General features: G+C 73.0%; 22 protein-coding genes. 12 read left to right on the top strand and 10 right to left on the bottom strand.

The window, feature by feature from the left end; all coding sequences use genetic code 11:
- The first annotated feature begins 57 nt into the window (after positions 1-57).
- The gene (locus OG444_RS02885) at positions 58-888 is read left to right on the top strand and encodes an IclR family transcriptional regulator domain-containing protein (RefSeq protein WP_327266638.1); all 831 of its coding nucleotides are present in this window, start codon (positions 58-60) and stop codon (positions 886-888) included.
- Positions 889-1,158: 270 nt separating this feature from the next.
- Here the strand turns inward: OG444_RS02885 and OG444_RS02880 are convergent, their stop codons facing one another.
- From OG444_RS02880 to OG444_RS02855, 6 genes are all read right to left on the bottom strand, one after another.
- Positions 1,159-1,929: a hypothetical protein gene (locus OG444_RS02880; protein WP_327260571.1), complete on the bottom strand. Its 771-nt coding sequence runs from the start codon at positions 1,927-1,929 to the stop codon at positions 1,159-1,161.
- A complete protein-coding gene (locus OG444_RS02875) occupies positions 1,929-3,173 on the bottom strand; it encodes a hypothetical protein (protein WP_327260570.1) in 1,245 nt (414 codons plus the stop codon). The genes OG444_RS02880 and OG444_RS02875 overlap by 1 nt, the downstream gene beginning before the upstream one ends.
- A gap of 138 nt (positions 3,174-3,311) precedes the next feature.
- Positions 3,312-4,121, bottom strand: a complete 810-nt coding sequence (locus OG444_RS02870) for an XRE family transcriptional regulator (protein ID WP_327260569.1) — start codon at positions 4,119-4,121, stop codon at positions 3,312-3,314.
- Between the two features lie 4 nt (positions 4,122-4,125).
- Positions 4,126-4,365, bottom strand: coding sequence for a hypothetical protein (locus OG444_RS02865; protein WP_327260568.1), 240 nt, complete (start codon positions 4,363-4,365; stop codon positions 4,126-4,128).
- Between the two features lie 444 nt (positions 4,366-4,809).
- Entirely contained in the window at positions 4,810-5,460 is a 651-nt protein-coding gene (locus tag OG444_RS02860; protein ID WP_327260567.1) for an HAD family hydrolase, read from the bottom strand.
- A gap of 43 nt (positions 5,461-5,503) precedes the next feature.
- Positions 5,504-7,405 (bottom strand): alkyl/aryl-sulfatase, encoded by a 1,902-nt coding sequence (locus OG444_RS02855; protein WP_327260566.1) that lies wholly within the window; start codon positions 7,403-7,405, stop codon positions 5,504-5,506.
- 261 nt (positions 7,406-7,666) lie between these two features.
- Between OG444_RS02855 and OG444_RS02850 the strand changes: the two genes are divergently transcribed.
- Positions 7,667-8,506 (top strand): dienelactone hydrolase family protein, encoded by an 840-nt coding sequence (locus tag OG444_RS02850; protein WP_327260565.1) that lies wholly within the window; start codon positions 7,667-7,669, stop codon positions 8,504-8,506.
- A 28-nt stretch (positions 8,507-8,534) separates the two neighbouring features.
- Here OG444_RS02850 and OG444_RS02845 read toward each other — a convergent pair whose 3' ends face one another.
- A complete protein-coding gene (locus OG444_RS02845) occupies positions 8,535-8,939 on the bottom strand; it encodes a RidA family protein (RefSeq protein WP_327260564.1) in 405 nt (134 codons plus the stop codon).
- Positions 8,940-9,215: 276 nt separating this feature from the next.
- Between OG444_RS02845 and OG444_RS02840 the strand changes: the two genes are divergently transcribed.
- Complete coding sequence (locus OG444_RS02840) at positions 9,216-10,034, top strand: class I SAM-dependent methyltransferase (protein ID WP_327260563.1); 819 nt, start codon at positions 9,216-9,218, stop codon at positions 10,032-10,034.
- 9 nt (positions 10,035-10,043) lie between these two features.
- Here OG444_RS02840 and OG444_RS02835 read toward each other — a convergent pair whose 3' ends face one another.
- Both OG444_RS02835 and OG444_RS02830 read right to left on the bottom strand, forming a co-directional pair.
- The gene (locus OG444_RS02835) at positions 10,044-10,937 is read right to left on the bottom strand and encodes a hypothetical protein (RefSeq protein WP_327260562.1); all 894 of its coding nucleotides are present in this window, start codon (positions 10,935-10,937) and stop codon (positions 10,044-10,046) included.
- Positions 10,934-11,272: a PadR family transcriptional regulator gene (locus tag OG444_RS02830; RefSeq protein ID WP_327260561.1), complete on the bottom strand. Its 339-nt coding sequence runs from the start codon at positions 11,270-11,272 to the stop codon at positions 10,934-10,936. Before OG444_RS02830 ends, OG444_RS02835 begins: the two co-directional genes overlap by 4 nt.
- 171 nt (positions 11,273-11,443) lie before the next feature.
- On the opposite strand from OG444_RS02830, the gene OG444_RS02825 reads away from it, so the two are divergent.
- Entirely contained in the window at positions 11,444-12,142 is a 699-nt protein-coding gene (locus OG444_RS02825; protein WP_327260560.1) for a GNAT family N-acetyltransferase, read from the top strand.
- 36 nt (positions 12,143-12,178) lie between these two features.
- On the opposite strand, the gene OG444_RS02820 is transcribed toward OG444_RS02825, so the two are convergent.
- Positions 12,179-12,889: a hypothetical protein gene (locus OG444_RS02820; protein WP_327260559.1), complete on the bottom strand. Its 711-nt coding sequence runs from the start codon at positions 12,887-12,889 to the stop codon at positions 12,179-12,181.
- A gap of 496 nt (positions 12,890-13,385) precedes the next feature.
- Between OG444_RS02820 and OG444_RS02815 the strand changes: the two genes are divergently transcribed.
- The 8 genes from OG444_RS02815 (at position 13,386) to OG444_RS02780 (ending at position 20,438) form a co-directional block, all read left to right on the top strand.
- Positions 13,386-14,207, top strand: a complete 822-nt coding sequence (locus tag OG444_RS02815) for a CAP domain-containing protein (protein ID WP_327260558.1) — start codon at positions 13,386-13,388, stop codon at positions 14,205-14,207.
- A 247-nt stretch (positions 14,208-14,454) separates the two neighbouring features.
- Complete coding sequence (locus OG444_RS02810; RefSeq protein WP_327260557.1) at positions 14,455-15,021, top strand: hypothetical protein; 567 nt, start codon at positions 14,455-14,457, stop codon at positions 15,019-15,021.
- 333 nt (positions 15,022-15,354) lie between these two features.
- Positions 15,355-16,113 carry a thioredoxin family protein gene (locus tag OG444_RS02805; RefSeq protein WP_327260556.1) on the top strand — a complete coding sequence of 253 codons (759 nt, stop codon included), beginning with the start codon at positions 15,355-15,357 and terminating at the stop codon, positions 16,111-16,113.
- Positions 16,110-16,745, top strand: coding sequence for a TlpA disulfide reductase family protein (locus OG444_RS02800; RefSeq protein ID WP_327260555.1), 636 nt, complete (start codon positions 16,110-16,112; stop codon positions 16,743-16,745). The genes OG444_RS02805 and OG444_RS02800 overlap by 4 nt, the downstream gene beginning before the upstream one ends.
- Positions 16,746-16,789: 44 nt before the next feature.
- Positions 16,790-17,581 carry a cytochrome c biogenesis CcdA family protein gene (locus OG444_RS02795; RefSeq protein ID WP_327266637.1) on the top strand — a complete coding sequence of 264 codons (792 nt, stop codon included), beginning with the start codon at positions 16,790-16,792 and terminating at the stop codon, positions 17,579-17,581.
- 123 nt (positions 17,582-17,704) lie between these two features.
- On the top strand, positions 17,705-18,265 hold the full coding sequence (locus OG444_RS02790; RefSeq protein ID WP_327260554.1) for a hypothetical protein: 561 nt from the start codon (positions 17,705-17,707) through the stop codon (positions 18,263-18,265).
- Between the two features lie 35 nt (positions 18,266-18,300).
- A complete protein-coding gene (locus OG444_RS02785) occupies positions 18,301-19,032 on the top strand; it encodes a response regulator transcription factor (RefSeq protein WP_327260553.1) in 732 nt (243 codons plus the stop codon).
- Complete coding sequence (locus OG444_RS02780; RefSeq protein ID WP_327260552.1) at positions 19,029-20,438, top strand: HAMP domain-containing sensor histidine kinase; 1,410 nt, start codon at positions 19,029-19,031, stop codon at positions 20,436-20,438. The genes OG444_RS02785 and OG444_RS02780 overlap by 4 nt, the downstream gene beginning before the upstream one ends.
- Positions 20,439-20,449: the final 11 nt, after the last annotated feature.

Genomic DNA, 20,449 nt, shown 5'->3' with positions numbered 1-20,449 from the left:
CTCCACCTGACGGACCAGGCGAACGTCTGGGCACTCGAGGCCCTGAAACAGCCCCACCTGACCCACGCGGCCCGGAAAACCAGCGAAGGACAGCCCGCCCCCGCCCCACTGGAATCCGTCCACCAGGCACTGCGCGTCCTGGAGGTCATCAACCGCTACTCGGGCGGCGTGAACCTGACCCAGATCGCCCGGGAAACCGCACTGCCCCAGCTGGTCCTCGCCCGGGCCGTGGAGCAACTGATCCGGGCGAACCTCGCCACTCCGACGGGCGCGGACGCGTACGTCGCCGGCAACGCCCTCCAGCTGGCGGACTCGACGACCGGAGAAGGACGCGGGCACCTGCGCGAGACCCTCGCCTGGGTGCGGGACGCCGTCGGCGCCGCGGTCTACGTCGCCCGCTACACCGACGGCGAGGTCTCCATCACCCAGTACGCCGACGGCCCGGCGGCACCCCTGGTGGAGGAGTGGGTCGACTTCCGCGTCGCCGCCCACGCCTCCGCGGTGGGCAAGGCCCTGCTGGCCCAGCTCGACTACGACGACCGCAAGGACCACCTGGCCCGGCACCGGCTCACCCGTTTCACCTCCCACACCCTCACCAGCCAGCAGGACCTCTTCCACCAGCTCGACGCCCGGCCGCCGAACGCCCCCCTCCTCGACCTGCAGGAATACGCGGTCGGCACGGTGTGCGCGGCGGTGCCCATCACCGCGGGCCCGAACGCGGAGTGCGTGGCCCTGTCCATCCCCGTCCCCGACCCCGGCCGGCTGAAGCAGGCCGCCCGGATCCTGCAGAGCGAGGCCGCCGCGGTCCTGCTCGCCCTGATCGTCGCCGGCAGCACCCCGTCCACGGCACGCCGGCCGGAGGACACCGTCCTGTCGCCCACGGCCTAGGTCCTGTCGTCGAAGTCCCGCCTGGCCCGCGGCGCCCGGCACCGCACCTCGCCGCGTTGTCGGGGCGCCCGAGTACGTCCAGTACTCGGGCGCCCCTCCGCCTTGCGATGCACGGCGCCGGACACCACGGGCCCGACCGGCGCTCCTTCGACGACAGGACCTGGACGACGCCACGAGACGGGCCCGCCGCACCCGAAGTGCGGCGGGCCCGTACGTCGCATCCGCCCTCGGCCAACCATCCGAAGCGGTCCCGCAACGGTTCCCGGGCCCTCACCGCGGGCCCTGCGCCGCCTCTTCCCGCATGTCGGCGAAGACCCGGTGCAGCGCATCGTCGTGGCCCGCGGAGGCCGCGCCGGTGAAGGCCGCCCGGGCACGGCCGACATCCCCGGACCGGAACGGCCGGGGTGTCTGCGGGGCCAGCCGGATCACGAGGGGAGGGACGCCCGCCTGCTCGTAGGCGGCCAGCTTGTGGTGCCCGTCGAGGAGATAGCCCACCCGGCTCGCTGCGGTGGGGAACAACGCGACCAGTGCGGGGCGGACACCTCCGGTGCGGATGCGCGCGCGGTACCTGCGTACGGCGGCGTGGTCGCCGGGCGGCCAGAAGTCGGTGGTCAGCAGCGCGAGATCCTCGTCCGCGTACCTGTGGTCGACCTGGTGGGCACGGGGGTGCACCACGTGCAGACGGTGCGGAGCCACCTCGGCCGTCATCACGTACCGGCCCGGCGAGAGCAGGGACAGCAGCGGGCGCAGTCGCAGCGGATCCGGCGGCTCGGCCCGGCCGGTACGCGGGTCGGGCACGAGGTCCGGCGCGGTCAGCCACTCGGCCAGCGCCTTGACCTCGGCCATGGCGGACGCGCCCGGGCCGGCACGGACCGCCAGCCGGCCCATGCTCCCGCAGCCGTCGCCGGCCTCCAGCAGCGCCGGGTCGCCGGCCAGGACGAGCAGGCTGCTGCTCTCGTCCCCGGTCACCTCGATGACGCCGTGCCCGTCGGGGACGTCGAGGACCAGGGCTGTGGGAGCCGGAGGCGGCCGTCCGATCATCAGTCCATCCTAGGATCGTCCTCCGCTTCGGCCGGACCGGCGGGGGCGTCGCGGTACCACCGCGCCACGGCAGGGTGGGTGAAGGACCAGCCGTCCGGCCCCGCCCGCAGGATCTCCGGGCCGGTGGCCTCGGCGAGCAGTTCCAGCAGAACCCCGGGATAGAGGCCCCACAGGGCGAAGCGCGAGGTCAGGACCGCGCGCAACCAGTGCCCCGTCACCGTGACACCCAGCAGCACCGGCAGGAACACGGGCAGCAAGAGAAGATCGAACCCCGGTGTCAGCGACACCGTGAAGAACAGGACCGGCAGCAGGGCCAGCTCGCTCAGGAACCACCGCGGCGCCGGCCGGCTGGAGGCCTGTTCCGCAAGCCACACGGCACACACCAGCAGCAACGACACCAGGACCAGAGCGAGAGGGGCCAGCTCCGAATCGCCTTCGAATGCCAGCACGAGCATCCAGGCCGCCGCGACCGGGATGCTCTGCAGAAGCCGGAAGCGCACCCGGCCGACGGGATCCGTCGGGGCCGCCCCGGGGTTCAGCCGGTGTCTCAGGTACACGTACCAGCTGCTCCCGATGACGATGCTCAGGAGGAACCCGGACATGTCGGGGGCCGTCGAGGAATCGGTGAAGTCGTTCGCGCCGGTACTGTCGTCCGTGATTCCGAGGAAGAGCCAGATGAGCAGGACCAGCAGGGCCACGTGGACGCCCGCCTGGAGCCGGGAGGGACGGCGCCCGCGGTAGAGCACCCGCAGATCGGCGACGGCTCCGCCCTCCTCCAGCTCCCGCCTGGCGAGCAGGTGCAGCGCCTGGTGGCGGTGCTGTTCCTGGAAGAGCCGCCCGCCGTCCGCGTCCCGGTGGCTGCGGTACGGCGAGAAGGAGCCGAAGAGGTTCCGGACCAGCCGCGCCTCCAGGGATTCGACGGTCGCGTCCTCGGCCACCAGCTCGGACGGAACCGCGCGGCCGTCCGTGTAGAGCAGCCTGGCCGCGCCGGCCAGCGTCGGATCGGCCAGGACGGTGGCCGCCGGCAGCTCCGGCCGGGCGGCGATCGCCGCCAGGACCGGCGCCCACTCCTGCTGCTTGGTACGGGAACGGGAGCTGCGCTGGATCCATCCGTCGAGGTCGGCGGCGCCGACGGGCAGCAGCCGCACTCCGGCGCTCGCGGCGATGACCGTGTCGGTCTGCTCCACCGCCCTGCTGAACTCCGTCCATCCGCTGATGAGGACGAACGGCGCCTGCGCCGGCAACTGGTTGAAGGTGTGCAGTGCCCGGCCGCGCTGACGCAGGGTCAGGCTGTCGAAGTCGTCCAGCAGGGGCAGCAGCCGGTGCCGGCCCAGCAGGGTCCGTACGTCCTCGGCGGTGCAGCCGGTGAGCGCGTCGGCGATTCAGTCGAGGAGGCTGTCCGGGCCGTGGCCGGGCCGCCACCCGCGCAGTGACACGAGCACGGGCACGGCGCCGGCGCCACCGCCTCCGTCCGCGGTCAGCAGCCGGGTGCCCAAGTGCCGGGCGAGCTGGGTCTTGCCGCTGCCCCGGTCGCCGAGGATCAGCAGGCGCCGCCGGCCGGTGAGGGCGAAGATCTCCCCGATCTGGTCGTAGCGGCCGGTGAGGTCGGCGGCGTCGGATCCGGTGTCGGTGAAGTCGGGGCCGACGGTGGTGAAGCGCAGCGGGATGGCGGCCGGGTGGGCGGCGACTCCCCACGGCCGCCGGTCGGGCGCGAGGGTCCGCCAGGCGTCCCGCTCCAGCGAGCTGGGCCGCGGTCCGGCCGGTCCGGCCGGGTCGGCCCGGTCGGCGAGCGCGGCAGTGGCGGCGGGTACCGCCGGGTTGTCCACAACGTCCAGCACGTCCAGCACGTCCGGGGCGTGCGGGGGCTCCGTACGGCCGCCTTCGGCCGGGACGGGGGCGAGGCGGGACCGCTCGTACTGCGCGCGGGCGCGGGCGTGCCGGGCCTCCCACAGGTCCAGGTTGGCACCGGGATCGCAGGCCGTCACCCAGGCCCGTACGAGGTCCCAGCGCGGGAGGTCCCGCCCCGTGGTGGCCGCGCTGAGCGCGCCCTTGCTCCAGTGGGTGAGGGTGTAGAGGTCGTCGAGCTTCAGCCCGGCCGTGGCACGGAGCTCGCGCAGTTCCTGCGCGAGCTCCGCCAGGGCCGGGACGGTGGTGTCGAGCGGCCGCTGCGGCCGCCCCCGCCCCGTTCCCACGGCTCTACCGGCCGATCGGGCCGGGCCGGACGCCGTCCTCGCCGCCATCGGCGGTGATTCGGCGGCCCAGCTCCAGAGCGGTCGTCGTCACCATGACGATCACGGCGAGCGCAGTGCCGGGGGAGTACCCGAGCGCGCCCAGAACGGCCGTCAGCACGGCCACCACCACGATGACGACGATCTTGATCACGAGCGCGGAAGGACGCCCGTGGGGGCGGGGAAACGAGGCCACGGAAATCACCATGACGACAACTCCTTCAATAGCGACGGTCCGGAAGGAAGTGCATCGCGCCTGCGCGGGCCCGTAGTTGGCGCTACGGTTCCGCTCGCGGCCCGGAGGCCGCGGGTGCTCCACCACCATGCCCGAGCACGGCTCCCCGCAACATCCCTTGCTCATGAGCCGAAATGCCCGGCATTCCGCCCATGCCCGCCCCGCCGAACAATTCCCGCGCCCGTCCCGACGGCCGTGAACAATTCCCTCACCGGCGCATCCGGCCAGGTCATGGCCGTCCGGCAGGACCGGATCGTTCACGAAGAACCCGGCGCCCTGAACAATTCCGCCGCGGCGCATACTGCTCCTGCGGCGGATCTCTGAAGATTCGTCACCGCTCGCGCGGGCGCCGCGGTCCGGAACGCGCGCAGGGCGGGGGCCGTTGGCGCGACCTCCGCCCACTGCCCTGCTCCGCCCTCATGCTCCGGCGATGAGACCGGGCAGTTCACGCATCTCGTGGAAGACGACGGTGTCCGTGCCTTCGAGCCGTCCCGCCGGGGTCAGACCTCCCGCATAGCCGAAGGACCGCATGCCCGCGGCGCGGGCCGCCTCGACCCCGGGACGGCTGTCCTCGATCACCACGCACGCCGCCGGGTCGACGCCCATCTTCTGCGCCGCGTACAGGAACAGGTCTGGGGCGGGCTTGCCGCGGCGGACCTCGGCGGCGCTGTAGATGCGGCCCGCGAAGCGTTCGTAGAGGCCGGTGCGGCCGAGGGTGTGGCGCATCTTGTCGTGCGAGCCGCTGGAGGCGACGCAGGTCGGCAGGGTGATCGCGTCGAGAGCCTCGGGCAGTCCGTCGACCGCGGACAACCCGGCGTCCACCGCCTCACGGTGGCGCTCCTCGAAGAGCTCGCGCCAGATGCCGGCGGTTTCGTCGCCGACCCGGGCCACGATGTCCTCGTGGATGGAGGCACTGGACCGGCCGATGAACCGGTCCATGACCTCGTCCTCGGTGAGCGGCCAGCCCAGCTCCGCGCCCAGCGCCACCTGAAGGGGGACCGCGATGCGTTCGGTGTCGACCAGCACCCCGTCGCAGTCGAATATCACGAGTTCTATCGGCTTGATCATTTCCGCAGCATAGGGGCTGCTCCAGGACCGGCGGCAGGCACCGTCAGGGGGTGACGATGGCGAAGTCCGGGTCGGGGGAGTCGAGGTACGCGAAGAGTTCGGCGACCGCCGCGGGGTCGCCGTCGAGGGCCACCCCCTCGTCCCGCAGCAGGTCCTGCGGGGACACGGCGCCGAGCAGCAGCCCCCGCAGACGCGGTTCGTCGAGGACGAGGACCGCGTGCGGGCGGCCGGCCGCGGGATTGTCCCCACGGACGCCGGTCAGTACGCCGTTGCCGAGGCGCAGCGTCAGCGGGTCCGGGCCCGGCAGGACGAACCGTACGACGGCGTCCGCGTGCCAGGCCCGCGGCCCGTCGATGCGCACGGCGAGGGAGTCCACCAGCTGGTCCAGGTCGAGGGCGGCGATCACGTCGGGCGACGCGGCGGTGGCCGGTGTCCCGATCGGCTCGCCGCGCAGTTCCTGGGCGCCCGTGAGGTAGAAGTTGCGCCAGGTGCCGTTCTCCGCGCCGTAGCCGAGCTGCTCCAGGGCATCGGCCTGGAGCTCCCGGGCCTGCGCGTTCGAGGGGTCGGCGAAGACGACGTGGTCGACCACCTGGGCCACCCAGCGGTAGTCGCCCTGCTCGAACGAGGTCCGGGCGCGACGCAGGACCTCTTCCGCACCGCCCATGAACTCGACGTAGCGGCGCGCCGATTCCTCCGGCGGGTGCTGCCACAGCAGCGCGGGATTTCCCTCGAACCAGCCCATGTACCGCTGGTAGACGGCCTTGACGTTGTGGCTGACCGAGCCGTAGTAGCCGCGGGCGTGCCACGCGGTCTCCAGCGCCGGCGGCATGCGCAGCACTTCGGCGATCTCGGTCCCGGTGTATCCCTGGTTGAGCAGGCGCACGGTCTGGTCGTGCAGGTACGCGTAGAGGTCGCGCTGCTCCGCCAGGTACGCCATGGCCCGCTCGCCGCCCCAGGTGGGCCAGTGGTGGGAGGCGAAGACCACGTCGCACTTGTCGCCGAAGAGCGCGATGGACTCGGTGAGGTACGCGGCCCAGGCGCGCGGGTCGCGGACGAGCGCGCCGCGCAGGGTCAGCAGGTTGTGGAGGGTGTGGGTGGCGTTCTCGGCCATGCACAGTGCCCGGTGGTCGGGCAGCAGCAGGTTGAACTCCGCCGGGGCCTCGGTGCCGGGGGTGAGCTGGAAGACCATGCGCACGCCGTCGACGGTCTCCTCCTGGCCGGTGTGCGTGATGTCGACGGTCGGCGGGATCAGTGTCACGCGGCCGGTGGAGGTGGTCTGGCCCAGGCCCGCGCCGACCTGGCCGCGCGGGCCCTTGGGCAGGCCGGCGCCGTACATGTAGCCGGCCCGGCGGGCCATGGCCGTGCCGGCGTAGACGTTCTCGCCGACCGCGTGTTCGACGAAGCCCGCGGGCGCCAGGACGGGGACCCGGCCCGCGTCGACGTCGGCCCGTGAGGTGACCCCCTTGACGCCGCCGAAGTGGTCGGCGTGGCTGTGGGTGTACAGGACGCCCGTGACCGGGCGGTCGCCCCGGTGGGCGCGGTAGAGGGCGAGGGCGGCGGCCGCCGTCTCCTCGCTGATCAGGGGGTCGATCACGACGACGCCGCTGTCACCCTCGACGAGAGTCATGTTCGACAGGTCCAGCCCGCGGACCTGGTACACGCCTTCCACGACCTGGAACAGGCCCTGGAGGGCGACGAGGCAGCTCTGGCGCCACAGGCTGGGATGGACGGTGTCGGGGCGGTCCCCGTTCAGGAAGGCGTAGGCGTCGCCGTCCCATACGACGCTCCCGTCCTCGGACCTGATGACGCAGGGCTCCAGGGCGGCGATGAAGCCGCGGGTGGCGTCGTCGAAGTCGGCGCGGTTCGCGAAGGCGTCACCGGCGCGCGCTTCGCGGTGGGCGGCGGCGACCGCTTCGGAGGCGTCGTGTCCGCGGCCGTTCTCCATCGCGTGGACCTCCTGGGCGGTACGTGACGATCCCGGGTCCGGTCCGGACCGGACCCGGCCTGACCCGATCCGACCTGACCCGACGGGGCGCGGCCGACGGCGGGCACCGCTTCTCCCGCCCAGCCTCACCCGATCGCGCGCCGCTCGCCCGGCACACGCCGCCGTCCGGATGAAACGCGGGCGTGAAGTCCCTTGACCACAGGGCTCTACTTCTCGGTAACTTGATGGCGTCCAGGAGAGCCGTCGGAAGGAGCAGGGCACGTGGCGGACCACGACCTGAGCGGGTTCGAGAAGAGCGCGTTCACCCATGACGGTGTCACACGCCGGATCCTGTGCCGGGGCACCGGCCCCGCGGTGATCATCATGGCGGAGATCCCGGGCATCACGCCCAAGGTCCTCGAGTTCGCCGAGCGCGTCGCCGCGTCCGGCTGCACGGCCGTTCTCCCGGTGCTCTTCGGTGATCCGGGCAGGGATCCCGATCCCGCCGCCGTCGGCTGGCCGAGCGCCGGCCGCTACATGGCCTCGACGCTGTGGCAGGTGTGCGTGAGCCGAGAGTTCACATTGCTGGCGACAGGGCGCAGTTCGCGCGTCGTACGGTGGCTGCGCGCGCTCGCCGCCGCCGAACACGAACGCTGTGGAGGCCCCGGGGTGGGGGCCGTCGGCATGTGCCTGACCGGCGGATTCGCCCTGGCCATGGCCACGGACGAGCGTCTCGTGGCGCCGGTGCTCTCCCAGCCGTCGCTCCCGCTCGCCTGCACCGCCGGCCGCGCGGGCGCCATCGACATCAGCCCCGAGGACCTCGCGGTCGTCCGCGGACGCTGCGAGCGCGACGGGCTCCAGGTCCTGGGGCTGCGCTTCCGGGGCGACCGGCTGGTGCCCGGTGACCGGTTCGCGTACCTGCGGCGCGAGCTCGGAGAGGCGTTCGTAGCCGTCGAGCTGGACGACGCCGCGGCGAACCCGCAGAGCGCCCTCGCGCCCCACTCCGTCCTGACGGAGCACCTCATCGACGAGCCCGGACAGCCCACGCGGCAGGCGCTCGACACGGTCCTCGACCTCTTCCGTGCGCGGTTGCTGGGGGAGCGCCCGGCACCCGCCGTGTGACGGGCGCGCGAGGACGACGGCCCGGTCCTCAGCCCTGCTCGCGGGGGACCACCGCGTCGATCTCCACTTCGACGAGCCACTCGGGGTCGATGAAGCGCGACACCTCCACGAAGGTGGTGACGGGCCGGACCGAGGCGAACCGCTCGCCGTGCGCCCGCGCGGCCTCCTCCCACCGCGTCACGTCGGTGAGCATGATGCGGGTCCGCAGGACGTCCGCCAGGGAAGCCCCGGTCTCCCGCAGGGCCCGTTCGGCGATGTCCAGGCACCGCACGGTCTGGGCGTGGACGTCGCCGGGGCCGACCGTGCAGCCGTCGTCCCCGATGGGGGCCGTCCCGGCGACGGCCACGTACTGACCCGACCGCACCGCGCGGGAGAAGCCGATCCGCGGCTCCAGCGGCGATCCCGAGCTGACGGTCCGGCGTATGTCTGTCATCCCTTCATGCTGCCAGAGGCCCGCTGACGTCGCGTCACGCGCTCGGGCGCGTTGCGTGGACCCACGCCCTGCCGGGTGGCAATCTGGGTGAAACCATCACAATCCTCACGCCCGTGAACTCCCGTGCGTACGCCGTGCGACGCCTTCTGCTTCCCAGGACGCTCAAGTGGTTTGTATATGTCGGTCGCCGACGTATGGTGGATTCGAAGATCCTTCCGGCGGCAGCCACTCCTGCCCGCCGTCGGGAGTTCACGTTGCGATGGAGACGGAGCACTCATGGCCACCAGGAAGAACCTCACCGCGAACCGGGAATCGCTCGTCCACAAGGTCCGCCACGCCGCGAGCCGCCCGCACCGCATCGCCCCGTACCTCAAGCGGGCCGCCCGCGACCGGTGGCTGGCCTTCAAGCACCCCGACCACGTCAGCTACTACCGGGCCGTCATGGCCTCGGACACCCGCCGCAACCCGGAGGCCGCGGTCGGCAGCCAGACCCACGAACGCTGGCTCGCGCTCGGGCAGATGCAGTTCGACTACCTGCTGGGGCACGGCCTGAAGCCGGGCGCGCGCATGCTGGACATCGGCTGCGGCAACCTGCGTGCCGGCTGGCGCTTCATCGACTACCTCGACGCGGGCCACTACTATGGCATCGACATCTCGCCCGACATCCTCATCGCGGCGAAGCGGACCCTGACCGACCGCAAACTGCAGGCCAAGGTCCCGCATCTGACCATCACCAAGAACCTGACCCTGGACTTCCTGCCCGACGGATACTTCGACGTCGTCCACGCCCACAGCGTCTTCTCGCACTCGCCGATCGACGTCATCGACGAGTGCTTCGCCCACGTGGGCCGGGTCCTGGCCCCCGGCGGATACTTCGACTTCACCTTCGACCGCACCACCGGTACCGAACACCAGGTGCTGCGCGAGGACTTCTACTACCGCACCCAGACCCTCATCGACCTCGCCGCCGGGCACGGGCTGGCGGCACGCTTCATGGACGACTGGGAGCGGCTCGGTCACGGCCAGTCGAAGATCCGCGTGAGCGTCGCGGGTGCCGATGCCGATGCCGGTGCAGGCGTCGACGCCGAGGTCTGAGCGTCGGTCTCAGGCGTGGCCGGTCGAGTCCGGGTGAGTACGTCGCCACCGGCGCACGGCCAGGGCCGTGAACGCGAGCAGGACCAGGCACGGGAGCGCGGTCTCCTCGCCCACCACCCCGGCGAAGTACCCGAGGACGAGGAACGGGGCCGCGGCCAGCGCGAACCGGCCGTAGGTGCGGACGCCGAACAGGGCCGGGCGGCCCGCCAGAACCAGCGCGGCCGTCACGGTCACGGCGAAGCGCCACAGCGGGATCATGCCGAAACCGCCCGCGTCGAGCAGCGCGAGGAGCACCACGGACAGCGGGGCCCAGATCATCAGTGCCACGAACCCCGTGGTGGTCCGGATCCGGCAGGGCGGGTGCAGGTCCGGGGGACAGAGCAGGGGAAGGGCGGCGATCGCCAGGGGCGGGGCAAGGTAGGCCACGTGCGCCAGCGGCATGTCCAGGGCCCCCGGCAGCACCGCGATGACGAAGCAGACCATCGTTCCCGTGGCCGCGGCGAAGGCGGTCCGCGCGCCGACGGCGAAGCGCCCGCTCAGGCCCACCACCGCCCCGATGAGGGTCAGCACGTAGAAGCCGTTCATGGCGTACCCGAGCGGGCTCTCGAAGTCGGGGCGGCCGGTGACGTACGCGAGGTTGAGGGTGGAGGCGAGAAGGAAGGCGGCATGCGCGCCCGTCGCGGCCAGCGCGAAGGGCGCGGCCGCCGCGAAGAGGCGCCCGCCCCGGTGCGCGGAACCGATCCCCAGGCGAAGGCGCAGCGCGTGCGCCACGATGTCCCCGGCCTCCCGAAGCCGGGTCCACGCTCCGGCCCCCTCGGTCGCCTCCCGGTAGGCCTCCGCCATCTCGTCGCCGAAGGTGCGGCGGAACTCGGCGGGGTACAGGCGCAGCAGACGGGGGGTCATGCCGTGGCCGTCCCACCGGAGATGCCCAGCCGACGCGCGGCCTCCTGGGCGGTGGCGGCGATCCGCCGCGCCTCGGCGGCCAGGCTCCGGCGGCCTTCGGCGGTGAGGCTGTAGGTGCGGCGCAGCCGGCTGTCGACGATCAGCTCCTCGTGGACCTCGATCAGCCCCTGGCCCAGGAGCCGCTCCAGGGCCCCGTACAGGGTGCCGGTCCGCATCTTGACGCGGCCGCCCGAGATCAGCTCCACCTCGCGCGCGATCGCGTACCCGTGGCGGGGCTCGTCCGCGAGCGCGGTCAGGAGGAGGAGGGTCGGTTCCTGCATCGCACGATCACTCATGGCTGCATGGTAGGTCACCCACCGGCATATGACGCCTCATGTCGGAGCCCGTGCGTCCGTCAGCCGCGGAGGGCCTCCGGGCGGACCGGGGAGGCCTCGGCCAGGGCCCGGCCGCCCCGGGCGCCGCGCGGGTGTGCGGGCCGCATACAGTGCCCGCGTGAGGAGACGCAGATGATCTGGCGCAGGGGATCGCGCGGGCCGCAGCCCGTGCCCGTCGGGTGCGGCGACGGCCGCCACACGATGCGGACCGCACGACTGGTCCTGTACACCCCCCGCGACCTTCTGGACGTGGAGATCGGCGCCGCGGCAGGCGCCGACGCCGACGCACAGCGCTGGTTCGGATGGATCCCCACCTCGCTCGTCAACCCCGAGACCGCCGCACATCTCCTCGCCATCCACGACGGCAACCGCGCCGAGCGGCTGCGCGCATTCCACAGAGCGCTTCGCCGGGAACTGACACAGCCGGTGGTGCTCCCCGTCCCGGCCGGCGAGCAGAGACTGCTCGCCGTCGTCCCGGCCACGGGTCTCGTGGCCGGGACGAGCTCGCTCAGTCCGGACCGCGACGGAGCCATCGGCTTCTGGCTCGCCCCGGCCTTCCGCGGTCAGGGCCTGGGCGCCGAACTCGTGGCGGCGACCGCCCGGTTCGGCCACGAGCACCTCGGCCTGGAGTCCGTGCGGGCCGGCACCGAGACCCTGAACCACCGCTGCCGGGGGGCCCTGAGCGCGGCGGGCTTCGTCCCGTGCGACGGCCCGCCCCTGCACACGCTCCCCGACGGCAGGGTCGTCGAGTCGGCCTGGTACCGGCACGATGCGGCCGTCACCTCCCGCTGCGCAGCCCTCCCGGAGGGCGCGGTCACCACCGGGGAGTGAGCGCAGCGCCCCGGCCGGTGGGCAGCGCCCGGCCCGTCAGGAGATCGCGTACCACTGGCTGGCCCAGCCGGTGTTGATGGTGCTCGTGGACTGCTCGGCGAGGTTCAGGGCGGGCGGCAGCGAGGTCTGGCCGGTCAGCAGGTTGCTGTAGCGGAGGTTCGGCGGCGTCAGGCCCGCGTTGACCGAGATGCCGGCGCCCGTGGACTTCAGGGTGAGTCCGTTGGTGGCCCAAGTGCCGTTGAGCAGAAGGGCGATGAAGTACGTCCCGGGAGCGGCGGTGAAGGGCTTGGCGAGGGCGAACGGCTTGGCGATCGCGTCGGTCATCAGCTGGGGCGAGACGTCCGGGGTGCTCGCCACGAGGGCGCCCTTGGCGTCGTACACGCCGAGGTAGCAGTTGGCGAGCTGGGCGTTCGGGTCGATGCCGGCGAGCCCCAGCCAGATGTTCGACCAGGTGATCTGCTCGCGCAGGACGATCCGTACCAGGGTCACCCGGCCGCCGACCCCGGCGGCCGACTGGGCGGTGACATGGCCCGCGTCGTTGGGGTCCCCGGTCCACGCCAGCAGGTTCTGGTCCTGCGGCCGGGGCCCGTCGAAGCCGGACCCGCCGCCGCCCTGCGGGGGCGCGGAAGCCACGGAGCTCACCGCCGCGGGCCGGCCCTCTCCCGGCGCGGTGCAGCCGGCGAGGACGAGCAGCGCCGCGAGCGCGGTCACGAGACCGGTCGTGGCGGTGGTGGTACGGGTGCGCATGGTCCCCCCATGAGGTGCGGATCTGTCGACGGACATGATCACACGCCCCCGGTGTGCGACCGGCAGCCCTCCCCGCCCTCCCGCGACTCCCGCGGACGGAGGAGTTCCGTCCGTGCGGTCGGGCCCGTGGTTCGCCGCTCATCCGGTGCAGTCGTGCCGCAGACGTCCCGCTTCCGCCTGCACAACCGGCACGAGCCGCACCAGGAGGGCGAGTTGCACCGGTTGTGACAGGGGCCGGACTCTGCGCATCCGCGCTCGCACCCGGTTCGCCTGGGGTCGTATCGACCGAATGGGCAGGGATGCCCCGAGTCGTCCCTGTGCCTTTCCTGCGGGCTTCCTTAAGAGAACTTGAAGAACCCCTCCGGAGCGCTGTTTCGGCTGATCACCGCCCTAGGCTCACTCGCACCACCCCCCCTTCCCTCTGTGAGGTGCTACAGGCATGAGCAGCCGAACTCCCGGAACACCGTCCCGAGTCGAGGCCCGACGGAAGAAGGCGATGCGCACGCGCATCGTGCTGTCCCTCACCGCGGCCGCCGCCGCGGTGGCGGTCGGCGTCGCCGTGGCCGATTCCGACGGCGGTACGAAGGTGGACCAGCGGGCCGACGGCGCCACCGGGTCGAAGTCCGGGACGCCGACCGCAGGGGACACAGCCGGGACGGCGAGCCCCACTGCTGCGCTGCCCGAGATCACCGCCGACGCCGCGGCCGCGACGGGCTCGGCGCCGCCCGCGACTCCCGCCGCCGAGGGTACGGAGTCGAGCGCTCCGCCGAAGCCCGAGGACGGGGAGGGCGGCCCGGTCAAGTCGAGCCCGGCCGCCAAGCCCGCGCGTACGTCCGCGTCGACCACCGGCGGCGGCTCCGGAGGCTCCGGCGGGTCCGGGAACTCCGGCGGCTCGACCGGAGGGTCGTCCGGCGGCGGTTCCGGCAGCTCCTCGGGCGACTCCGAATCCGCGGTCCTCGCGCTGGTCAACAAGGAGCGGGCCGCGGCCGGCTGCGGTCCCGTGACCGCGAACGCCAAGCTGAACGCCGCGGCGCGCGGGTACAGCGACACGATGGCCCGCAGCGGGGTCATGTCCCACACCGGACCCGACGGGTCCACCATGACCTCCCGCGTGGAGGCCGCCGGGTACGCGTGGTCCCGCCTGGGCGAGAACATAGCCCGCGGCCAGTCGGACGCCGACGCGGTCATGAAGGCGTGGATGAACAGCTCCGGCCACCGGGCCAACATCCTCAACTGCGCCTTCAAGGAGATCGGCATAGGCGTCCACAAGGGCGACGGCGGCCCGTGGTGGACGCAGAACTTCGGGGCGCCGAAGTAGGCAGACCCCTCCCGAGCCCCCCCACAGGGAACCGGCGGCCGCCCGGTCGCCCGGCCACGGACCGCCGTAGAGGCGCCGGGCTGCGCGGCCGCGGCCCGGCCCCGGGCCGCCGATGTCCTCCTGACCCGCACACGGGTCAGGAGGACATCGGCATGTCCGCCCGCGGTTCCGCCCTGCCGGGGCGTCGTCGGGCGCCGTACGGGGGAGCCGGTGACGGGAGGCCCGGCCCGTCGGTCACTATGGGGCCGTGCCTCGATTTCCGCGCTACCTGTTCATATGGCTGTCGTGCACGGCCACCAGCGTGACCGCCGTGCTCGCCACGGTCCAGTTCGTCGTGGGCTCCACCAGCCATACGCCGCCGGTGGCCCGGTCCGCGCCCATGGTCTTCGACTCGCCGCCGGCCTGGCTGGCGGCGCAGGACCCGTCGCCGAGCCCGCCCTCCCCGACCGCCTCCGCCTCCCCGAGCGGCTCGCCCTCCGCGACCGAGCGGCCGACGCCCTCCGCTTCGGCCTCCCCGTCCCCGAAGGCCTCGGGTGCCCCCAGGACCAGCGCGCCCAAGCCCGGCGTCGACTGCGAGAACGGCGGACCGGGCCTGCACACCGTCCCCTCGCAGGGCGGCAAGGCCACGGTGCGCTACGGGAGCCGCGGCGTGTGCCTGATCTCCGCGGTGCCCAGCCGGGGATTCAAGGCCACCACGTCCCAGGCCGACGACGACACCCTGACGGTCACGTTCACCAGCGGGGACCACCGGTCGGTCATCACCGCGACGATCGACCCGACGGCCAAGGCCACCGTCCGCGAGACGTCATTCTGACGGCAGCACCGAACCGTTCCATCCGGTTCATGCCCTTGCGCACTCTCCCTGCCCACCCGCCCGTTACGCGGGATTTGCTGCCTTGTGTGTGCTCATCGGCCCGCCCCCGGCGAAGCGGAAGGTGAGCTGTTCCTTAGGGGAACCTCAAGATCGCGCCCAGACCGTTCCAGCGGCCCCGCGCGGTCCTATGCTCACGTCAGCCGAGCGGCCTTCGGCGCCCGGGCGTTCTGCCCCGGCGAACCGCAGGACCGCCGGCTTCACCGAGTCGGGGGGCCTCTCGCCCTTCCCGTAGTCCTCACCGCGCCTTGGGGTGTCTTCGCCATGACTTCTCGCATGTTCCGACCCGTCCGTGCCGCCGACCGCGCCCAGCGGCCCGGCTCCGCAGCGCCCCTGGGAATGCGACTGCCGCTCGCCGCCGCGGCCGTGGTCGCGGTGGGTCTGTGCGCCGCCTGCGGGCCGTCCTCCCAGACCGTCGGCTCCGCCTCGCCGGCCACGGCCGGGCAGTCCGCGGGGGCCCTCACCTCCTCCTCGCCGTCGGCCTCCGCATCCGCCGAGGCGTCCCCGAGCGCGTCGGCCTCGCCGTCGGCGTCCGCCGGCGCGACGTCCAGCTCCTCGCCGACCCCCTCCCGGACCCGCAGCGGTTCGGCCGCCCCCAAGCTGGCCCGTACGTCCGCCGCCCCGGCGCCCGCGCCCGCCAAGGTTCCCGGGCCCGGCTACGACAGTTCGGCCGACGCCCAGAAGCTGATCGACGCGGCCCTGAGCGCGGCCAAGGCCGACGGCAGGATGGTGCTCCTCGACTTCGGGGCCAACTGGTGCGGCAACTGCAAGGCCGCCGACAAGGTGTTCGCCCAGCCGCAGACCGCGGCGATCCTCGGAGCCTCGTACCACCTGGTCAAGATCGACATCGGTGGCAACAGCTCCGCCAACTCCGCGCTCCTGCGCAAGTACAGCCCGTCCGGCGGAAGCTACAAGATGCCCGTGCTGATCGTCGTCTCGCCGTCCGGCAAGGTGCGCACCGACACGCACGCCACGGGCAACCCCTCCCTGACCGCGGACGGGATCAACGCCTTCCTGCGCCAGTGGGCCTCGTGAGACGGACGGGCCCGCTCCGGGCCGAGCTGCGTACCGCGGCCCTGGCCGGAGCCGCCCTCGTGGTGGCGGCAGCCGGCTGTGTCGTTGCCGCAGTGGGCCCGGTTGCCGCCGACGCCGGCCGCGCCGGGACGGCCGAACGGCCGGCGGGCGCGGTCCGGGCCGCGGCCGGTGCCACCGTCATCGACCCCGCCGACCGGAAGGCCGCGCCCGAGCTCGCGGGCGACGACCTGGACGGGAAGCCGGTGGCCCTCGCCGGGTTCCGGGGGCACGTCGTCGTGCTCAACGTCTGGGGATCCTGGTGCGGGCCCTGCCGGGCGGAGGCGGACGACCTGGAGCGGCTCAGCCGGCAGACCCGGGACGAAGGCGTCCGGTTCCTCGGGATCAACACCCGGGACCCTGACCGCTCCGCCGCGCGGTCCTTCGTACGGGCGCACGGGCTCGGCTTCCCCAGCCTCCACGACCGCACCGGGGAGCTGCTGCTCCGCTTCCCTCCCGCGCTCCTCAACCCGCAGGCCATCCCCTCGACCCTCGTGATCGACCGCCGCGGACGCATCGCCGTCAGCATCGGCGGCGCGGTCACCGAGGACGAACTGGGGCCCCTGCTGGCACGCGTGACGGAGGAAGCGCCATGACGGCCGACATCGTCACGGGCCTGAGCACGGGCATGGGCGGCGGCATGGGTACGGGCCTGGGCGCGGCGGGTCTGACGCTCGCCGCCGCGGACAACCCGTCCCTCCTCCACGGGGCCCTGCTCATCGCCGCTCCGGTGGCGTTCCTCGCGGGCCTCGTCTCCTTCCTCTCGCCGTGCGTACTCCCGCTGGTGCCCGGCTACCTCAGCTACGTGACCAGCCTGTCGGTCTCCGACCTGGCCGAGGCCCGCGGCGGGCGCCGCAGCCGGATGGCGGCCGGCGCGCTGCTGTTCGTCCTCGGCTTCACGGCCGTCCTCGTCTCCGGGGGCGCCCTGTTCGGGTACTTCGGCCGGACCCTGCTGGCCCACCAGGAGGTGATCACCCAGGTGCTCGGTGTCTTCACCGTGCTGATGGGGCTGTCCTTCATGGGGTTCCTGCCGGGATTCGCGCAACGGGAGTTCCGCAGCCACCGGCGCCCCGCCCTCGGCCTGGCCGGAGCCCCCGTACTGGGGGCGGTGTTCGCGGTCGGCTGGACCCCGTGCATCGGCCCGACGCTGGCCGCCGTACAGGCGCTGGCGTGGAGCGAGGCCAGCGCGCTGCGCGGGGCCATGCTGATGGCGGCGTACTGCCTCGGCCTGGGACTGCCGTTCGTCCTTGCCGCGCTCGCCTTCCGGCGCGCCCTGAGCGCCTTCGGCCTGGTCAAACGCCACTACCCGTGGGTCCTGCGGATCGGCGGCGGCATGCTCGTGCTCGTCGGCGTACTGCTGGCCAGCGGCGTGTGGAACGACCTGGTGTACCGGCTGCAGTTGTGGAGCGCGGACTTCACCCCGGCCGTGTGAGCGGGTCCGGGGCCGGATCCGCCGGGTCCCGCCGGGACCCGCTCGGACCCGCCCCGAAGCCCGAGAAGCACGACCCTTCGATTTCCTGACACAAGAGGCACAGAGGCACAGATGAACGTTTCCATGCGCATCGGACTTTCCCGCAGGACCCGGACGGCGGTCGCCCTCCTCACCCTGGCCGCGCTCACGGCATGCGGCGAGCAGTCCGCCGGGAGCGCCGCCACCGCCCCGCCGCCCACGACGAGCTTCACCGAGAACGGAGTCACCGTCACTCTCTCGGTGTCCGACTGGCACGCCCCGAAGGGCACGCTGACAGCCGTCTTCACCCCCGAGGAGAAGGGCTTCCACCTCTACAGCACCGACCTTCCGCTCACCGGCATAGAAGGCGTGGGACGGCCGACCGCGATGGACGTCAGCGGCGTCCTCACGGCGGACGGGAAGCTGACGGCCGCCGCCGACGTACGGACCATCACCGTGCCCGGTGTCGACGCCCCGGTGCCCGTCTACCCGGACGGCCCCGTCACCACCACCCTGCCCGTCCGCGCCGACGGCAACGGAGAAGCGACGGTGATCCTCGGGTACGCCAGCTGCAGCACCGAGCAGGGCTGCACCATTCCGGTAGCCGACCGCCCCGTACGCCTGCGCCTCACCGACGACGGCCCGTCCTTCGCCGCCGCCCCCTAGACAGGCGCGTCCGGACCGACCCCTAAGGTGTGCCCATGCCCAGCGTTCTCGTCGTGGAAGACGACCCCAGCATCCGTCAGTCACTCATCGAGGTCCTGGCGGAGCACGGGTATGCCGTACGCAGCGTGGGCGACGGGTTCGGCGCCCTGCGGGAGGTCACCCAGACGCCCGTCGACGCGGTGGTCCTCGACCTGGGGCTGCCCGATCTGGACGGGGGAGACGCACTGCGCATGATCCGGGGCATATCCTCCGTTCCGGTCCTGGTGGCCACCGCCCGTGACGACGAGGCCGAAATCATCAAGCTCCTCAACGCGGGCGCCGACGACTACCTGGTCAAGCCCTTCTCCGGGGGACAGCTCATCGCCCGCCTGTCCGCCGTCCTGCGGCGCACCAGCCACGTTGCGCCGGGCGGCGCCGCGCACACCGTCCAGGGCGCGCGGCCCGCACCGGCCGCCGAACCGCTGCGCGCCACCACCGTGGGCGAGCTGGCGGTCGACCCGGGCGCGCGCACCGCGTACCTGGCCGGCCGGGAGCTCCACCTCACCCGGCGGGAGTTCGACCTGCTGGCCTTCCTGGCCCACCACACCGGCCAGGTCGTCTCCAAGCGCCGGCTGCTCACCGAGGTCTGGCGCGAGCCGTACGTGGACGACCAGACCGTCGACGTGCACCTGTCCTCGCTGCGCCGCAAGCTCGGCGAACGCGCCGCCGCCCCGCGCTACCTGCTGACGGTCCGCGGAGTCGGCATCAAGCTGGTGGCCCCGCGGTGAGACGCTCACTGGCCGGAGTGGCGCTCGCGGTGACGTCCATGGTCGCCCTCTCCTTCCTCATACCCCTGGGCGCACTGGTGATGTCGCTGGTCAAGGAGCAGAGCGTCACCGCGGCCGAACAGCGCGCCGCAGCCCTCGCGCCCGTCCTCACCCTCACCACGGACCCGTCGGCGCTACGGGAGTCCGCCGCCGGCCTGGACGCGACCGAGCACCTGGTCGTCCACCTGCCGGACGCCCAGCCCCTCGGCGACTCCCAGGCGCCCGCGAAACTGCTCGAACGGGCCCAGCAGGGACGCGAGTCCATATCCCAGGCGATTCCCGGCGGATGGATCTGCCTGCAGCCGGTGGTGCTCCGCGGCGACCGGGTCGCCGTCATCGAGAACTTCGTCCCCGACGAGGACCTGACCCGTGGGGTCAAGTCCTCCTGGGCGATGATGCTCCTGCTCGCGGTCGGCCTCGTCGGCGGCTCCGTCCTGGTCGCCGACCGGCTCGGCGCGAAGGTCGTCCGGTCCTCCAAGAAGCTCGCCCAGGCCTCGCACACCCTCGGGCAGGGCAATCTGGACACCCGGGTGGAGCCCATGGGCCCCAAGGAACTGCGCGACGCCGGCGACGCCTTCAACGCCATGGCCCACCGGATGACGGAACTGCTCGCCATCGAGCGCGAACTGGTCGCCGACCTCTCCCACCGGCTGCGCACGCCGCTGACCGCCCTGCACCTGGCATCGGAGCGGATGGCCGGTACGCCGGAATCGGCCAGGGTCGAGGCGGCGGTGCACGCGCTGGAGACGGAGCTCCAGGCCATCATCACCGCGGCCCGGACACCGCTCGCCGTGGGCCCCATGGGCCACGGCATGCGCAGTGCGGAAACGAGTACGGTCCAGCAGGCGGCCGTGACCGGGCAGACCGCCGGTCCCCGCTGCGAGACCGCCGATGTCGTCCGGCGGCGGACGGCCTTCTGGGCGATCCTGGCGGAGCAGCAGAGCAGGTCCTGCACGCTCGACATCACCCAGGAGCCGACGGCCGTCAGCCTCAGCGACGACGACATCGCCGCGGTGGTGGACGCGCTCATCGGCAACGTCTTCAGCCACACCCCGCCCGGCACCGCGTTCGGCGTCAGCGTCGTGCGCACCGCCCAGGCCGTGGAGCTGGTCGTGGAGGACTCCGGCCCGGGCATTCCGGAACCGGACCGGGCCCTCTCCCGCGGGAGCAGCACCGGCTCCTCGGGGCTCGGCCTCGACATCGCCCGCAGGGCCGCGGCCGTCACCGGCGGAACGATGCGCATCGCCCACGGCCCGCGGGGAGGCGCGCACATCACCGTGGCCTTCGCCCTGGCACCGTCCCTGCGGCCGGACCGCGGCCCGCGCGGCTCCCGCCGGAGGACCGGATGGTGGCCGCGCAAACGGTGAACGCAACCGTG

The organism is Streptomyces sp. NBC_01232, from assembly GCF_035989885.1.
Classification (GTDB): domain Bacteria; phylum Actinomycetota; class Actinomycetes; order Streptomycetales; family Streptomycetaceae; genus Streptomyces.
Note: the sequence above shows the minus strand (reverse complement) of the source record. Positions and strands in the feature narration are given on the sequence as shown.

What these genes read in the sequence shown, in the direction of transcription:
- OG444_RS02880 (WP_327260571.1), bottom strand. Translation starts at nt 1,929, where the DNA reads ATGATCGGACGGCCGCCTCCGGCTCCCACAGCCCTGGTCCTCGACGTC.
- OG444_RS02865 (WP_327260568.1), bottom strand. Translation starts at nt 4,365, where the DNA reads ATGGTGATTTCCGTGGCCTCGTTTCCCCGCCCCCACGGGCGTCCTTCC.
- OG444_RS02860 (WP_327260567.1), bottom strand. Translation starts at nt 5,460, where the DNA reads ATGATCAAGCCGATAGAACTCGTGATATTCGACTGCGACGGGGTGCTG.
- OG444_RS02855 (WP_327260566.1), bottom strand. Translation starts at nt 7,405, where the DNA reads ATGGAGAACGGCCGCGGACACGACGCCTCCGAAGCGGTCGCCGCCGCC.
- OG444_RS02845 (WP_327260564.1), bottom strand. Translation starts at nt 8,939, where the DNA reads ATGACAGACATACGCCGGACCGTCAGCTCGGGATCGCCGCTGGAGCCG.
- OG444_RS02840 (WP_327260563.1), top strand. Translation starts at nt 9,216, where the DNA reads ATGGCCACCAGGAAGAACCTCACCGCGAACCGGGAATCGCTCGTCCAC.
- OG444_RS02835 (WP_327260562.1), bottom strand. Translation starts at nt 10,937, where the DNA reads ATGACCCCCCGTCTGCTGCGCCTGTACCCCGCCGAGTTCCGCCGCACC.
- OG444_RS02830 (WP_327260561.1), bottom strand. Translation starts at nt 11,272, where the DNA reads ATGAGTGATCGTGCGATGCAGGAACCGACCCTCCTCCTCCTGACCGCG.
- OG444_RS02825 (WP_327260560.1), top strand. Translation starts at nt 11,444, where the DNA reads ATGATCTGGCGCAGGGGATCGCGCGGGCCGCAGCCCGTGCCCGTCGGG.
- OG444_RS02820 (WP_327260559.1), bottom strand. Translation starts at nt 12,889, where the DNA reads ATGCGCACCCGTACCACCACCGCCACGACCGGTCTCGTGACCGCGCTC.
- OG444_RS02815 (WP_327260558.1), top strand. Translation starts at nt 13,386, where the DNA reads ATGCGCACGCGCATCGTGCTGTCCCTCACCGCGGCCGCCGCCGCGGTG.
- OG444_RS02805 (WP_327260556.1), top strand. Translation starts at nt 15,355, where the DNA reads ATGTTCCGACCCGTCCGTGCCGCCGACCGCGCCCAGCGGCCCGGCTCC.
- OG444_RS02795 (WP_327266637.1), top strand. Translation starts at nt 16,790, where the DNA reads ATGGGTACGGGCCTGGGCGCGGCGGGTCTGACGCTCGCCGCCGCGGAC.
- OG444_RS02790 (WP_327260554.1), top strand. Translation starts at nt 17,705, where the DNA reads ATGCGCATCGGACTTTCCCGCAGGACCCGGACGGCGGTCGCCCTCCTC.
- OG444_RS02785 (WP_327260553.1), top strand. Translation starts at nt 18,301, where the DNA reads ATGCCCAGCGTTCTCGTCGTGGAAGACGACCCCAGCATCCGTCAGTCA.